Origin of the sequence: Erwinia sp. MMLR14_017, assembly GCF_033657285.1 — a bacterium.
GTDB lineage: Bacteria > Pseudomonadota > Gammaproteobacteria > Enterobacterales > Enterobacteriaceae > Erwinia.
In genome coordinates, this window is record NZ_JAWVWP010000008.1 from 158,318 (window position 1) to 173,368 (window position 15,051).

The 15,051-nt window shown below is 53.7% G+C and carries 17 protein-coding genes; 11 read left to right on the top strand and 6 right to left on the bottom strand.

What is annotated here, in order from left to right:
• Nucleotides 1–504 precede the first annotated feature (504 nt).
• The 4 genes from SD961_RS14715 (at nt 505) to SD961_RS14730 (ending at nt 4,996) form a co-directional block, all read left to right on the top strand.
• Nucleotides 505–1,110 (top strand): DsrE family protein, encoded by a 606-nt coding sequence (locus SD961_RS14715; RefSeq protein ID WP_318791091.1) that lies wholly within the window; start codon nt 505–507, stop codon nt 1,108–1,110.
• A gap of 58 nt (nt 1,111–1,168) precedes the next feature.
• Nucleotides 1,169–1,774: a DsrE family protein gene (locus SD961_RS14720; RefSeq protein ID WP_318791092.1), complete on the top strand. Its 606-nt coding sequence runs from the start codon at nt 1,169–1,171 to the stop codon at nt 1,772–1,774.
• Nucleotides 1,775–2,107: 333 nt separating this feature from the next.
• The gene (locus tag SD961_RS14725; protein ID WP_318791093.1) at nt 2,108–3,715 is read left to right on the top strand and encodes a sensor domain-containing diguanylate cyclase; all 1,608 of its coding nucleotides are present in this window, start codon (nt 2,108–2,110) and stop codon (nt 3,713–3,715) included.
• A 207-nt stretch (nt 3,716–3,922) separates the two neighbouring features.
• Nucleotides 3,923–4,996: an AI-2E family transporter gene (locus tag SD961_RS14730; protein WP_318791094.1), complete on the top strand. Its 1,074-nt coding sequence runs from the start codon at nt 3,923–3,925 to the stop codon at nt 4,994–4,996.
• Nucleotides 4,997–5,050: 54 nt separating this feature from the next.
• Here SD961_RS14730 and bcp read toward each other — a convergent pair whose 3' ends face one another.
• Both bcp and SD961_RS14740 read right to left on the bottom strand, forming a co-directional pair.
• Nucleotides 5,051–5,518: a thioredoxin-dependent thiol peroxidase gene (gene bcp / locus SD961_RS14735; protein ID WP_318791095.1), complete on the bottom strand. Its 468-nt coding sequence runs from the start codon at nt 5,516–5,518 to the stop codon at nt 5,051–5,053.
• A complete protein-coding gene (locus SD961_RS14740; RefSeq protein WP_318791096.1) occupies nt 5,496–6,089 on the bottom strand; it encodes a glycine cleavage system transcriptional repressor in 594 nt (197 codons plus the stop codon). The genes bcp and SD961_RS14740 overlap by 23 nt, the downstream gene beginning before the upstream one ends.
• 157 nt (nt 6,090–6,246) lie before the next feature.
• Here SD961_RS14740 and dapA point away from each other — a divergent pair, with 157 nt between their 5' ends.
• The 5 genes from dapA (at nt 6,247) to SD961_RS14765 (ending at nt 12,092) form a co-directional block, all read left to right on the top strand.
• Complete coding sequence (gene dapA / locus SD961_RS14745; protein WP_318791097.1) at nt 6,247–7,125, top strand: 4-hydroxy-tetrahydrodipicolinate synthase; 879 nt, start codon at nt 6,247–6,249, stop codon at nt 7,123–7,125.
• A 15-nt stretch (nt 7,126–7,140) separates the two neighbouring features.
• Nucleotides 7,141–8,175, top strand: coding sequence for an outer membrane protein assembly factor BamC (gene bamC / locus SD961_RS14750; protein WP_318791098.1), 1,035 nt, complete (start codon nt 7,141–7,143; stop codon nt 8,173–8,175).
• 129 nt (nt 8,176–8,304) lie between these two features.
• Nucleotides 8,305–9,015: a phosphoribosylaminoimidazolesuccinocarboxamide synthase gene (gene purC, locus SD961_RS14755; protein ID WP_318791099.1), complete on the top strand. Its 711-nt coding sequence runs from the start codon at nt 8,305–8,307 to the stop codon at nt 9,013–9,015.
• A gap of 168 nt (nt 9,016–9,183) precedes the next feature.
• Nucleotides 9,184–10,044, top strand: coding sequence for a neutral zinc metallopeptidase (locus SD961_RS14760; protein ID WP_318791100.1), 861 nt, complete (start codon nt 9,184–9,186; stop codon nt 10,042–10,044).
• Nucleotides 10,045–10,055: 11 nt separating this feature from the next.
• Nucleotides 10,056–12,092: a tRNA(Met) cytidine acetyltransferase TmcA gene (locus SD961_RS14765; RefSeq protein WP_318791101.1), complete on the top strand. Its 2,037-nt coding sequence runs from the start codon at nt 10,056–10,058 to the stop codon at nt 12,090–12,092.
• Nucleotides 12,093–12,261: 169 nt separating this feature from the next.
• On the opposite strand, the gene SD961_RS14770 is transcribed toward SD961_RS14765, so the two are convergent.
• The 3 genes from SD961_RS14770 to SD961_RS14780 are packed head-to-tail and all read right to left on the bottom strand — an operon-like array spanning nt 12,262 to nt 13,957.
• On the bottom strand, nt 12,262–12,450 hold the full coding sequence (locus SD961_RS14770; RefSeq protein ID WP_306213102.1) for a YpfN family protein: 189 nt from the start codon (nt 12,448–12,450) through the stop codon (nt 12,262–12,264).
• 17 nt (nt 12,451–12,467) lie between these two features.
• A complete protein-coding gene (gene dapE, locus SD961_RS14775) occupies nt 12,468–13,595 on the bottom strand; it encodes a succinyl-diaminopimelate desuccinylase (RefSeq protein ID WP_318791102.1) in 1,128 nt (375 codons plus the stop codon).
• A gap of 2 nt (nt 13,596–13,597) precedes the next feature.
• The gene (locus tag SD961_RS14780; RefSeq protein ID WP_318791103.1) at nt 13,598–13,957 is read right to left on the bottom strand and encodes an ArsC family reductase; all 360 of its coding nucleotides are present in this window, start codon (nt 13,955–13,957) and stop codon (nt 13,598–13,600) included.
• A 144-nt stretch (nt 13,958–14,101) separates the two neighbouring features.
• Between SD961_RS14780 and SD961_RS14785 the strand changes: the two genes are divergently transcribed.
• Nucleotides 14,102–14,296, top strand: a complete 195-nt coding sequence (locus SD961_RS14785) for a hypothetical protein (protein WP_318791104.1) — start codon at nt 14,102–14,104, stop codon at nt 14,294–14,296.
• Nucleotides 14,297–14,334: 38 nt separating this feature from the next.
• Here the strand turns inward: SD961_RS14785 and SD961_RS14790 are convergent, their stop codons facing one another.
• Nucleotides 14,335–14,769, bottom strand: coding sequence for a GNAT family N-acetyltransferase (locus SD961_RS14790; protein WP_412916687.1), 435 nt, complete (start codon nt 14,767–14,769; stop codon nt 14,335–14,337).
• 199 nt (nt 14,770–14,968) lie between these two features.
• On the opposite strand from SD961_RS14790, the gene ypfM reads away from it, so the two are divergent.
• Entirely contained in the window at nt 14,969–15,031 is a 63-nt protein-coding gene (gene ypfM, locus SD961_RS14795) for a protein YpfM (RefSeq protein WP_157032631.1), read from the top strand.
• The last annotated feature ends 20 nt before the right edge of the window (nt 15,032–15,051 follow it).

Below are 15,051 nucleotides of genomic sequence, written 5' to 3' on the forward strand. Positions count from 1 at the left end.
CAGCCTTTTTAATTAAAGTTAGGTAAATTTATTCAATTAAATTGAAGGTGGCATGTATTTTGATTAGGTTTACTCCGAAAAAGAGGCTGAGCAAAGCCCTCTGCGCTTACCCTGCTTATTAATCTAATTGATATAAATCCTTAATCACACACGCCGCAATAGTCCCGATTTATAATATAAAACGGGTCTGCCAATTCTAAGGGTAAAAATCTTTGGTGTTAATATCCTGGAAAATTTCACTATTACGCGATGCTTTTTTAAAGTCATCATATTAATATTAACCGGATCTGAATTTTATCCCGTTCTTCTGCTGATATTAAAATAATACTGCATATTAAAAAAGTGCAATGATTTCATCCCGAAAGCACTTATGGAGACTTGTCTTTTCGCAGGGGAAACATCACCTCCGGGCTATGGTATAGATCCTCTGGTCGCCGAAGTCCGCGACAGCTTGTAACCTATTTTGAGCCATCTGACTCGTTGCCCTGTTGCGGAGAGCATTCTATGCGTCCAGTAGTATCTTATTTATTAATTGCCGTGGTAGCCGGTTTTGTTGGTGCCAGTTTTTCTAAAGCCCCCGATATTGTCGATAAACTGAGTGAGCGTTTTGGCAATAAAGCCAGCGACCCTGAAGGTTTCTGGACGACTCCCGCTATCGACGGATATGGTAAAATTCATTACGAGTCAGATGTCGCTTATAAACCTGCCGCGGGCGCCAGCAATAAAATCGTTTTTCAGATCACCAAAGCAGAAAATGGGCCGAACGATCCTAATCTCGGTCTTGAGCGGGTTGCGCGCGTGGTGAATCTCTATGTCGCTTCCGGCGTCCCTGCCGATCAACTGAAATTTGTGGTTTCCGTGACGGGCGACGGTACGCCGGCAATGCTGAATAACGAACAGTATAAAAAATTGTTTGGTATGGACAATCCAAACCTGAAGCTGATTAGTCAGCTGCGGGCGAAAGGAGTGGATGTCTCGGTCTGCGATCAGTCGGTGGCCTTCCACCATTTTCAGCATGACTGGATTGATAAATCTGTGACGCACGCGCTCTCCAGCCCGACCACGGTTTCAACCCTGGAAAATCAGGGCTACGCCTTCCTCGCGATGTAATTCTGTTGTCCCTGTTATTACGCGGGCCTCTGGCCCGCCAGAACCGGAGAATGCGCTGATGCGTCAGACCCTCAATGTCGCCGCTGTTGCGGTTATCGCCTCGCTTGCTACCGTGGCGGCTATCAAAGCCCCCGTTATCATCGATAAATTATCCAGCCTGAATGCAGACAATACCACCCAGCCTGAAGGATTCTGGCAGACGCCAGCCATCAAAGGGTATGGCAAAATCCATAACCGACCTGACAGTGCGTTTCGCCCGCAAAGCGGCGAGCAGTACAACGTGGTTTTCCAGGTTCAGGATGGGCACGAGCCGAAAAAAACGGTGAATGCCGAACTGGAGAAAGTGGCCCGCACGGTCAATCTTTATGTGGCTTCCGGCGTTCCGCTGGAGAGCCTGAAATTTGTCGTCGCCATAGCTGGCTCCGCCACGCCGGTGGTACTGAATAACCAACGTTATCGCGAAGAGTTTGGGGTGGATAATCCCAATCTGCCGCTGATTGCCAGACTTCGTCAGGCGGGCGTTGTGGTTTCCGTTTGCGATCAGGCCGTTGCCGGGCATCGTTATGCGTTTGACTGGGTGGATGAAAATGTCACCCACGCGCTCTCTAACCTGACCACTATTACTACCCTGGAGAAAAAAGGTTATACGTTGATGCCGATGTAAGCGGCAAAAAAGCCTGAGCATCCTCAGCGTCTGGCGCATTTTCGCCCGGAATCTGCCGGGTTTAAGCTTTATCGCTGGACGCCAGAGCAGGGCGTCATTACCCGGCAGTGCGTCAATGTGCAGTTTAACTCCCCGCGCCTTGCTGTGTTGAGGGCAGATTGATCGATTAAATCAAATTTTTATTGGCACAAAAGCCGTCGAATTATTCCCAAAATGAACGAGAGGTGTACAATCGGCGTGTGCTTCACCAGGGCATAACACGCAGTTACTAAACGAAACGCGCACATAAAATAATAAGGCGCTACATATGAATCGCTTCACCGAGGTGAGTCCATGTTGAGGCTTAGTCGCCCCAAGACGGATTTGCGCACGCTTATTACATTATTAGCCGTGGCCAGCATTGTGATTACACTGGCCAACTCGCTCTACGCCACCTGGCGCGTACAGCGCGAGGTGCTGATTACCAATACGCTGGAATCAAACCGCGTCTACGCCACCAAACTCGCTTCTACCACCGAGATGTTTTTTCAGCTGGCTCAGTCCCAGTTGGCTTACAGCGCGAAAGTGCTGGCAGAGGGAATGGATGACGAAACGACGTTGCAGAGTGAGGTCGACCGTTTGCGCGAACAGACCAACAGCTTCAACTCTGTAATAATTGTGGATGCTAACGGCTGGGTAAAAGCGATCTCCCCGGAGTCGCTGATGCTGAAAGGCATGCACCTCACCACCAGCTCCACTACTCAGGCCCTGACAGAGCGCAAGCCACTGATTGGTAAACCGAGTATTTCTGCTGCCAATAATTTGATGGTGTTTGTCTCTTATCCCGTTTGGTCAAAGACCGGTAGCTATCTGGGCTTTGTGGGCGGCACGATATATCTGAAGAAAAAAAGCATTCTGAATGAGCTGCTGGGCGAGCAGTTCTACCGAGACGGCTCCTCGCTGTACGTGGTGGATGACGATAACCGGGTGCTCTATCACCAGAATGGCAGGCTGATTGGGCAGAAAATAGCGCCGCTTATCAGCCGTTCTCTGCAGCAGAAGAACGGAAACGGTTATCAGCAGATCTCCAAAGAGAGCGGGGAGCCGATGCTGGCTGGTTATGCCAGCGTCCCGACGCCTGGCTGGATGATTGTGGCGCTGAAGCCGACTCAGACCACGCTGGAACCGCTTAACAGCCTGCTGTTTAAGGTGTTGCAACACTCCGTGCCCTTTGCCCTGCTGACGCTGATTTGCGCGTGGATCCTCGCCCGCCTGATCGCGTTACCGCTCTGGCAGCTGGCGCGTAAGGCCAGCCAGATGGATGCTCCCGGCGTCTCTAAAGAGATAAACGGTATCCATTCCTGGTATTATGAAGCCCTGCAAATCAAGCGTGCCATGCTGGCGGGTATCGGTCTGTTGCAGGATAAAATTGGCCGCCTGAAGTTTGAGGTGCAGACTGACCCGATGACGGCGCTGCTTAACCGCCGTGGCCTCAATGCGGTGCTGGAGTATTTCCTTGCAACCCGTCAGCCTTTTGCCGTGCTGGCGCTGGATATCGACCACTTTAAACGGGTTAACGATACCTGGGGACACGATGTGGGCGACAGCGTGATCAAAAGCGTGGCGGATCAGCTGGGCAAAAGCTCACGTCAGACCGATGTGGTGTGCCGTAACGGCGGCGAAGAGTTCCTGATGGTGATGCCGGGTGCCGACCCTGATATCGCCATTGCGATTGCCGAACGCGTGCGTAAGAAGATTGAAGAGCTGGAGCTGCCGATAGTGGGCCACATCTCTATCTCTATAGGCGTGGCGTTCTGGTCTGCCGATGACCGGCCGATGGAGCAGGTGTTTAAACAGGCCGATGACGCGCTTTATCAGGCAAAAAATGCTGGTCGTAACCGGGTGGTCACCAGCCAGCCCGAACCGCTTGAAGAGGGTGAACTTCAGCACCACAACGGATAATCCTTCAGGCCTGACTCAAAAGGCCTCTGCCGGTTCTCTTTTGAACCTGCGTTGCTGACACATTCTGGTTAATTTTGAGCCGGAACTTAAGTTAGGTTCCGGCTCCTCTCCTGCCCGCACCCCAGGCTATCCGCCAGCGCGTCACGCGACAGCGCCTGATCCTTTCAGGTAGACTGGTGCCCCCCTAAGTACGCAAGGACGTTTTTCATGCTGGACCTCTTAATACAGTGGTATCGCCGCCGTTTCAGCGACCCGCAGGCGATTGCGCTGCTGGCTATTCTGATCGCCGCCTTCTGTATTCTCTTTTTCTTTAATGGCCTGCTGGCCCCGCTGCTGGTTGCGTTAGTGGTGGCCTATCTGCTGGAGTGGCCTACCGTCCGGCTTGAACGTCTGGGCTGTTCGCGCACCTGGGCGACCACCATCGTACTGATTATTTTCGCCTCTCTGCTGCTGGTATTAGTGCTGGTGGTAGCGCCTGTCGCCTGGCAGCAGGGGATCAATCTGGCGCATGAAATGCCCACGATGCTCAACAAACTTTACCAGTTTGCTACCCGCCTGCCTGAACGATTTCCCACGCTGATGGATGTCGGCATTGTAGATATCGTGATGGAAAACCTGCGCAGCCGCCTCAGCGGCATGGGCGACCAGCTGGTAAAATATTCGCTCGCCTCGCTGGTAGGGATCATGACGCTGGCTATCTATCTGGTGCTGGTGCCGCTGATGGTGTTCTTCCTGCTGAAAGATAAAGAGCAGATGCTGGCCGCTATCGGCCGCGTGTTGCCGCGCAATCGGGGTCTGGCCGGGCAGGTTTGGCTGGAGATGAACCAGCAGGTTTCCAACTACATTCGTGGCAAAGTGCTGGAGATGGTGGTGGTGGGCATCGCCACCTGGATCGGCTTTTTGGCGATCGGCATGAATTACGCGCTGCTGCTGGCGGTGCTGGTCGGCTTTTCGGTGCTTATTCCTTATGTCGGCGCGCTGGCGGTAACCCTCCCGGTGATAGGCGTTGGGCTGGCGCAGTGGGGACTGGGGGGCGATTTCTGGACGATGATTATTGTTTATCTGATCATTCAGGGGCTGGATGGCAATATTCTGGTGCCGGTCCTGTTTTCGGAAGCGGTCAACCTGCATCCGCTGGTGATTATTCTCTCTGTGGTGATATTTGGCGGGCTGTGGGGATTCTGGGGCGTGTTCTTTGCCATTCCGCTGGCGACGTTGATTAAGGCCGTGGTGCATGCCTGGCCGGAGGAACTTCACATGGATAATAAAAGGATTAAGTAGCGCCAGGCTTGGGCGCAAAGCAAAAAGGGCGGAGAACCTCCGCCCTCAGGATCTTCAGGCAGACTTCAGGTAGTCCATCACGATATCGTGGTGGTTAGCGGTTTTGAAGTCATCAAACACCTTCTCGACCTTGCCATCTGTACCAATCAGGAAGCTGATGCGATGGATGCCATCATAGGTTTTTCCCATAAATGACTTTTCGCCCCAGATACCAAACTGCTCGCAAACCTGATGGTTCTCATCGGAAAGCAGCGTGAAGTTCAGCAGCTCTTTCTCGACAAAACGCGACAGTTTTTCGGGCTTATCAGTGCTGATGCCTAACACTTCAACCCCGGATTTTTTCAGCTCGTCCATGCTGTCACGCAGTCCACACGCCTGTACGGTGCAGCCTGGCGTCATCGCCTTCGGGTAAAAATAGACCAGAACGCGCTGTCCCTGGAAGTCGGTTAAATTTACTTGTTCGCCATCCTGATCGGGCAAGCTAAATTTCGGTGCGGTATCACCGGCTTTCAGTGGATTCATCACTACTCTCCGTTTTCTCATCTTGCTGTGGATACTGAACGACGTTAATAGTGCCTTGCGCCTGCAATTCTGTACAGAGTCGGTTAAAGGCCTGTTCGATAAATGAAGCATCCTGGCTGGCCGGGCTGTGGGCGGTTATCTGAATATAGAGTAACGGCGGCTGATTTTCTTGCGCAGGCTGCGTACGGGAGACCAGTTCAGCGATATTCATCTGATGCGAATCAAACAGATCGGTGAAGCGCTCAATAATGTGCGGGGAGTCGGCAACCTCGACCTGTACCCAAACTGAGGCGGGCATCGCCGGGCGTTCGCGGAACGAGGTGCGTTTCATCACGATCAGTAGCTCCAACTCTGCGCCCTTCAGCGGCAGCGTGGACTCAATCAGCGTGATCGCATTCCAACTGCCGGAAAGCAGCATAATAAAACTGAATTCCTCACCCAGCATGGCCAGACGGCTATCTTCAATGTTGCAACCGCAGCTGCTGACGTGGCGGGTGATGTTATTAACAATCCCCGGACGGTCAACTCCCAGTGCGGTAATAACCAGATGATGAAGCTGTGACTGCGGCAAAATGATGCTTCCTGTACGTCTCAGTGATTAGCAATTGTGATAACGCTAAGGTAAACATAAAAAATACCCTGTGCCAAGTGACCTGGCGGGTTGTCTGCTTGCTTTTAGAGTGCCGTAAACCGTACCATGAGGCACTTGTTTGTGGAGGGGATGGCAAATGTTCACGGGAAGTATTGTTGCGCTCGTTACGCCGATGGATGACAAAGGGTATGTCTGCCGTGCGAGTTTGAAAAAACTGATTGATTATCATGTTGCCAGCGGAACGGCGGCAATTGTCTCTGTAGGGACCACCGGTGAATCTGCCACACTAAGTCATGAAGAGCATGGTGAAGTGGTGATGCTGACGCTGGAGCTGGCCGACGGCCGCATTCCGGTGATCGCCGGAACCGGCGCTAACGCAACCGCAGAAGGCATTGCGCTGACTAAACGCTTTGAGAACAGTGGCGTGGTTGGCTGTCTGACCGTGACCCCGTACTACAACCGTCCTACTCAGGAAGGTCTTTTCCAGCACTTTAAAGCAATTGCGGAAAGCACCGATCTGCCTCAGATGCTGTATAACGTTCCTTCCCGTACCGGCTGCGATATGCTGCCCGAGACGGTGGGTCGCCTGGCGAAAATAAAAAATATTATCGGAATCAAAGAGGCAACCGGGAACTTATCGCGGGTTAGTCAGATCCAAGAGCTGGTTGATGAAGATTTCATTCTGGTCAGTGGTGATGACGCCACTTCCCTCGACTTTATGCAACTTGGCGGACAGGGTGTAATCTCTGTGACGGCAAATATTGCCGCGCGCGAAATGGCAGAATTGTGCAAACTGGCTAAACAGGGCAACTTTTCTGAAGCGCGACGCCTTAATCAGCGTCTGATGCACCTGCATCAGAAGCTATTTATTGAGCCTAATCCTGTCCCGGTAAAATGGGCTGCTAAGCAGTTAGGATTAATTGCAACCGACACGCTGCGTCTGCCGATGACGCCGATGACTGATGCCGGTCGTCCGGTTGTTGAGCAGGCACTGAAAAGCGCAGGTCTGCTGTAAATTTAGGGAGTATTAATGGCTTATTCAGGTCAAAAGTCCACGGTAGCAACGGTGGTGGGGCTTTCTTTAGTGATGCTGCTGGCAGCATGTTCCAGCGATCAGCGTTACAAGCGCCAGGTCAGCGGCGATGAATCTTATCTGAAAGCGGCTGATGTCAGCGATCTGCATGCCCCGGCAGGGATGGTGATGCCGCTGCAGAACGGTGATTATGATATTCCTTCCGCCAGCACGTCGGGTGCCATCGGCAAGCAGCTGGATATCCGTCCACCGGCTCAGCCTCTGGCTCTGATGAATGGCACCCGCACGCAGTTTGCCGGCAATTCTGGCGTACTGCTGCTGGATAACGGCAAAGCTGGCTCGCTGTGGCCACAGGTTGTTGATGTGGTGCAGGCCAAAAACTTCACCATCGCCAGCCGTACCGATGCCAGCCAGACCCTCTCAACCGACTGGGTGCAGTGGAACCGTGCGGATGAAGATCATCAGTACCGTGGCCGCTACCAGATCAGCGTGCAGCAGCAGGGTTATCAGCAGGCGCTCACGGTTAAACTGCTGGAGTTGCAGCAGGAAAACAAAGATGTGAACTCGCCGGTTCAGCTGCAGCGTTACACCGCGCAGATGCTGAACGAGCTGAGCAGCGGGCTGGATAAAATTGAAACCACCCGTGAGAATACCGCCGCCCAGCGCAGCGCGACCCAGATCGATGTGCAGAGCGGCGCTGATGATACCGGCCTGCCTGACCTGATCGTTCGCGCGCCGTTCAATACCGTCTGGGAGCGTCTGCCAGCGGCAATGGAACGCATAGGAATGACCGTAACGGATAAAAACCGTTCTCAGGGAAGCATGAGCGTGACCTATAAGACGCCGGACAGCGATGTCTGGGACCAGATTGGCGCGAAAGATCCGGGTCTGACCAACGGCGACTATAAGCTCCAGGTGGGCGATCTGGATAACCGCAGCAGCCTGCAGTTCCTGGATCCCAAAGGCCATACGCTGACCCAGTCGCAAAACGACTCGCTGGTCGCCGTATTCCAGGCAGCTTTCAGCAAGTAACACCTCAGGCCGGACCCCTCCGGCCTTTTTTATTCCCTGCCACGTAAACGATTGCTTCGATTTTTACGCCGCAGAGAATAGACTAGAGACAGCATAATTTTTTCCGTTCTATTTTTGGAGTTTAACAAGATGCAAAAGCAAGCTGAGTTGTATCGCGGCAAAGCGAAAACCGTTTACAGCACCGAAAACCCGGATCTGTTGGTACTCGAATTCCGCAATGATACGTCAGCACTGGACGGTGAGCGTATCGAACAGTTTGATCGTAAAGGGATGATTAACAACAAGTTCAATCATTTTATTATGACCAAACTGCAGGAAGCCGGTATCCCTACCCAGATGGAAGCGCTGCTCTCCGATAACGAATCGCTGGTGAAAAAGCTGGATATGGTGCCGGTGGAGTGCGTGATCCGCAACCGTGCTGCTGGCTCGCTGGTGAAGCGTCTGGGCGTGGAAGAGGGCATGATCCTTAATCCGCCGCTGTTTGACCTGTTCCTGAAAGACGACGCCCAACACGACCCGATGGTGAACGAATCCTATTGCGAAACCTTTGGCTGGGTGAATAAAGAGAACCTGGCGCGCATGCGTGAGCTGACTTACCAGGCCAATGATGTGCTGAGCAAACTCTTCTCCGACGCCGGACTGATTCTGGTGGACTTCAAACTGGAGTTTGGTCTGTTTAACGGCGAAGTAGTACTGGGTGACGAATTCTCACCAGACGGTGCCCGTCTGTGGGACAAAGAGACTTTAGCTAAAATGGACAAAGATCGCTACCGCCAGAGTCTGGGTGGTCTGATCGAAGCTTACGAAGAAGTCGCTAATCGTCTTGGCGTTAAGCTGTAACCTGTTTTCGGGCTGCGGCACCCTGTCGCAGCTCTCTCCCCTGTATTTCCTTTCTCCTTAACGCCGACTGCTGACTCGCCGCTTAACCGCCTTAAGGCTGGTGTTACGAGTGACACCCGACTAAAATCAATGCAACAGCCGTGAAGTGACAATAACGAGAGGTAGTTTATGCGTTGGCAAGGGCGCCGTGATAGCGACAATGTGGAAGATCGCCGTAGTGAGTCTGGCTCCATGGGCAGCGGACGAATGCGCATACCTCGTGGCAAAGGGGGGATCATCCTGCTGATTGTGGTGGTGGTCGCCAGTTATTATGGATATGACCTCAGCCCCCTGCTGACTGGTGAGTCCACATCCGTGACCCAGCCAGCGTCTCAACGCCAGGGCAGCAATCCACAGCAGGATGAAGCAGCGAAATTCACCTCGGTGATGCTCGCCACCACGGAAGATACCTGGCAACAACTTTTCCAGAAGATGGGTAAAACTTACACGCCGCCCAAACTGGTGATGTACCGCGGCGCGACGCGTACGGGATGCGGAACGGGGCAGTCGGTTATGGGGCCGTTTTATTGTCCCGCTGACAGCACGGTTTATATCGATCTCTCCTTTTATGATGAGATGAGAAACAAGCTGGGTGCCGAGGGTGACTTTGCTCAGGGCTATGTGATTGCGCATGAAGTGGGGCATCACGTGCAAAAACTGCTGGGGATTGAACCTAAAATCCGCCAAATGCAGCAGGGCGCAAGCCAGACAGAGATCAACAAGCTGTCAGTAAAAATGGAGCTTCAGGCAGACTGTTTTGCTGGCGTCTGGGGTTACTATATGCAGAAACAAAACGTGCTGGAGACCGGGGATTTACAGGAAGCGCTTAATGCCGCAGAGGCTATAGGCGACGACCGACTGCAACAGCGCGGGCAGGGAAGGGTAGTGCCAGACAGCTTCACCCACGGCACCTCTGAACAGCGTTATACCTGGTTTAAAACCGGCTTTGACAGCGGCAATCCTGGCCAGTGCGACACCTTTAGTCACTGATTATGGTGGATATGCAGGCCACCCTTCGCCACACTGAACAACTTAAACAGCAGGGGTTCCGGCAAATCCTGTTTGTCAGCGGCGAAGCTGAATGGTGCCTGAGGCAGGCAGAGGAGTGGATGGCCCAGCTGCCGGGGGACTGGCTGTGGCTTGGCGACGCACCGCTAAGCCCGCTCCATTGCGCGCCCGCTGCGGCAAGAACGCTGCTGGGCCGTGAATTTCTCCATGCAGTATTTGATGCGCGCACCGGTTTTCATGCTGAAGCACTGGCCGCGCTCTCCGGGACGCTAAAAGCGGGGAGCTGGCTGCTGATTCTGGTGCCCGACTGGCAAAAGTGGGCTTCCCTGCCGGACAGAGATTCGCTGCGCTGGAGCGAACAACCCTCTGCTATCGCTTCCCCTCATTTCATCAGGCATCTGCAGCGGCGAGTTATGCAGGATGACGCCATCGCTCTGCTCTTGCAGCATCAACCTTTTACTCTGCCCTCGCTGCCCGCTTATTCCGCCTGGCAGCCTGGCGAGATCTCTGAGCAACAAGCTGTGCTGGAAACGTTGCTGCTAAGCGAACCGGGGATCTCGGTACTGATTGCGCCGCGTGGAAGAGGAAAGTCGGCGCTTGCCGGGTTACTGGCTGCGCGCTGGCCGGGACGCTGCCTGATAACCGCGCCAGCTAAGGTTGCCACCGATGTGCTGGCTGAATTCGCCGGACAAGCTTTTGAATTTATCGCGCCAGACAGACTCCTCGCTGCCGGTGCGGAATTGCGGCCAGAGACTGTAGAGTGGCTGCTGGTGGATGAAGCGGCAGCGATCCCCACTCCTCTCCTGCATCAGCTCGTTAAACGTTTTCCCCGCGTCTTGTTAACCTCTACGCTTCAGGGCTATGAGGGAACCGGGCGCGGTTTTATGCTGAAATTCTGCGCCACGCTACCCCAGGTGACGCTGTTAAAGCTGAACCGTCCCCTGCGCTGGGCGGAGCACGATCCGCTGGAGCGCTTTATCAACGACCTGCTGCTGTTTGCCGAAGCAGATCCGCAACCTGAGACACAGCCGGTCCGCTTCTCTTTTCCTGAACAGTCTGACTGGCTGACTGCACCAGAGCAACTTTCGGCAATGTATCAACTCCTGACCAGCGCCCATTATCGTACCTCACCGCTGGATCTTCGCCGGATGATGGATGCGCCGGGCATGCACTTTGTCGCTGCACTGCAGAAGGAGAGGGTTCAGGGCGCGCTGTGGCTGGTGGATGAAGGCGGCCTCTCAGCAGAGCTGGCTGAGGCGGTCTGGGCAGGATTTCGGCGCCCGCGAGGTAACCTTGTAGCGCAGTCACTGGCGGCACATGGCGGCTGGCCAGCCGCCGCACAGCTTCGCTCCAGACGCATCAGCCGTATCGCTGTCGCGCCCTCCTGTCGCCGGCAGGGCATCGGCCTTCAGATGGTTCTGCAAAGCAGGGCGCAGGCACAAGGGCTGGATTTCCTCTCGGTAAGCTTTGGCTATACCGATGAATTATGGCGGTTCTGGCAGTCCTGTGGCTTCCGGCTGGCACGTTTTGGCAGCAAGCCGGAAGCCAGCAGCGGCTGCTATACCGCCATGGCGCTGCTGCCGCTAAGCGAGGCGGCGGAACAGCTGGCTCAACAGGCGACAACGCGCTTACAGCGTGACTGGCCATGGTTACAGCGGCTGACAAAGATCAGTGTGGAGATTGCTGTCAGCAGCGATCGCCAACTGGATGAGGAGGACTGGCGCGAGCTGGCCGGTTTCGCCTGGGGATATCGCCCCTATGAAGCCAGCATCGGCGCACTAGGGCGGCTTGTCGGCCTGCAAACCGTGCCGCTGCCTTTGCTGCAGGGCGCGCTGGTGGCGGAGTTATCTGCTGCGCAACTGAGCCACTCTTTTGGCCTGTCGGGCCGCAAAGCGCTGGTGGCAGGCTGGCGGCAGGAAGCCCGGCGAGGACTGGCCGCGCTGAACAGGGAAGAGAGCGAACGCTGGCAGGCCCGGATGCAGATTTTGCATGAGAACCACGAAAAGGAAAGTGAAAGCGTACAGAAGTAACAAGATGAGGTTGATAGCTTCGCAGCAGCATGAGAAAGAGAGGAGAGCGTGAAAGGTCTCTTATAAAGCAATGAGTAAAGCTTTGCAGATAAAAGAGGCCGGGAAAGTTCGTATTGAGCGGGCAGGCAGCGCTGGAAACAGAGCAGGGGCGGCAGCCCCTGCGGAAAGCTTATTTCTTTTTTGGAAAGTCGTCTTCGTCATCCCACTTGTCGTTAAAATCACGGTGTGGCGGTAACTCTGGTTTGTTATCCAGAAACTTCTTGTGATCGATGCGCTTTAAATCTTTATAGACATTCATCAGCACGCCCACCATCAGCACAATCACCAACAGCCACCAATACTCTTTCAGGAATTCCATCTTCTTACCTTATTCGCTTATGCGATTAGCTGTTCCATAATCCGCTGGTACATGCGGCTCAGCAGTTGCAGATCTGCGGCTTTCACGCACTCATTGATTTTATGAATGGTGGCATTAACCGGACCCAGTTCAACCACCTGCGCGCCCATTCTGGCGATAAAACGTCCGTCTGAGGTGCCGCCAGTGGTCAGCAACTGCGGTTTGATTTCATTATAGTGTTCAACGGCATTCACTACCGCATCCACCAGTTTACCGCGGGAAGTCAGGAACGGCTGGCCGGACACTTTCCATTCCAGCGTGTAGCGCAGCTGATGACGATCCAGCAACGCTTTCACCTGCTGTTTAATCATCTCGTCAGTCAGCTCGGTGCTGAAGCGGAAGTTAAACTGCACAAAGAATTCGCCAGGGATCACGTTATTACTGCCAGTTCCGGCCTGCACGTTGGCAATCTGCATGCTGGTCGGCGGGAAGAACTCGTTACCCCGATCCCACTCGGTCGCCACCAGCTCATCGAGGGCGGGCAGGGCACGATGCACAGGATTATCAGCCAGATGCGGATAGGCAACATGCCCCTGAACGCCATGCACTGTCAGCTCAGCCGTCATGGAGCCGCGGCGACCATTTTTTACCACGTCGCCGACGATTTCGGTACTGGAAGGTTCACCCACCAGGCAGTAATCCAGCCGTTCATTACGCGCCATCAGCGCTTCCACAACTTTTACCGTGCCGTGCGTGGCGCTGGCTTCCTCATCGGAAGTGATCAGAAACGCCAGGCGTCCTTTATGGCCAGGATGAGTGCTGACAAAACGCTCTGCGGCCACAATCATCGCCGCTAACGAGCCTTTCATATCTGCAGCGCCACGGCCATACAGCATACCGTCGCGAATGGTGGGTTCGAAAGGAGGATTGATCCAGCGGCTGGCATCGCCGGTGGGCACTACGTCGGTATGTCCCGCAAAGGCCAGCGTTTCTCCCTGACCGCGCCAGGCCCAGAAATTCAGCGTATCGCCAATCTGCATCGGCTCAATGGTAAAGCCCAGCGCCTTCAGGCGTTCGATCATAATAGCCTGACAACCGGCATCATCCGGGCTGAGGGAAGGGCGACGAATAAGCTGCTGCGTCAGCTCAATGACCGGACAAAACATAATCAGGATTTCTCCGAAATAAAGGGCTGATAAGTGGTTTCACTGAACCCCAGCAGCATAGAGCCGTCTGCGCTGCAGAGCAACGGGCGTTTAATCATTGCTGGCTGTTCCAGCATCAGATCCAACGCAGTTGCAGCATTATTCACCTCATTACGCTGCTCTTCGCTGAGCTTGCGCCAGGTCGTTCCGCGCGTGTTCAGCAGGGCTTCCCAGCCCAGAGTGTCGATAAATTGTTGCAGCCTTGCGCGATCCAGCCCCTCTGCACGATAGTCATGAAACTGGTACGCCACGCCGTTCGCTTCCAGATACTTTCGCGCTTTCTTAATGGTGTCGCAATTTTTAATGCCGTACATCGTTAGCATGACCCGTTCCCTTCTTTTTTCTGGGGGTTTCAACTATATTCGATATGGTTCAGGCGGTTAGTCTACAACGGATACGCCTTCAAGGCAGCAGGGAAGGCCGGAATTTCATTATCCAGACAGAGACTTAGCATAAGGAGGGACAATATGAACTATTTAAAAGCGTCTTCCGCCCATACGGTTGAAGAGACTCAATCGATGATCGTGATCGCCAGGAAGAAAACCAGCCGCTGTGATGAGTTTAATCACATTGTGGAAGCAGTGCTGGCGGAACATCCGGATGCCAAAACGCATATCGACAGTGACAGTGGCGGATACGATAAAGTGATTGTGCTGAAGTAACAGTGGATGCCTCCGGGGGGCGCAATGCCCCCCAAGGCTTAGCTGCTCACAAATCCTTTTTCCTGCAATCTCAGTAGCGCCTGCCCTTCAGCGTAAATCATCCCCGTGGTCAGTGAAGCGTAACCGAGCTGCTGATAAAAGCCGATCTTATCCGGCATAGAGTAGATAAACACTTTACCGCAGGGTGCCAGCGTTTTCATGATGGCATCCATAAGCTGCCCGCCATAGCCCTGCCCCTGCCAGGGGGCATCGACAATCACGTCAGAGAGATAAGAAGCATAGGTCAGGTCGCTAATGGCATGAGCGGTCGCCATCAGTTTGCCCCCGACATAACCAAACCAGACAAATTGCGAATGCTGGTAGGCGCGTTTAAGCACGTCAGGGTCACGCTGGCTCAAGCCAGCACGTTCAATTAATGCGGCCAGTTCCTGCCAGTTAATTTCTGGTTCGCGGGCGTTGGTGCTTAGTACCATCTGAGGCATGCGGATCCCTTACGTTATCGAATGATAATCAGGCTAGTGATTACTCTGGGTATCATCACGCCTGAACTGTGGCCTGCCACGCAAATTACGATTTTGATCGAAACTCTCTCTGTTTTTGCGGATCGAAAACCCTTCACTTTTCCTTAGGATTAATCCTATAATGGAGCCACAACGAAAAGCGAGGTGATTTATGATTGACTTAGAATTGGGGAACTGGAAAGATTTTATCGAAGCGATGTTATCTCGTAAATAACACCTTCTTTAAGTCGCGCA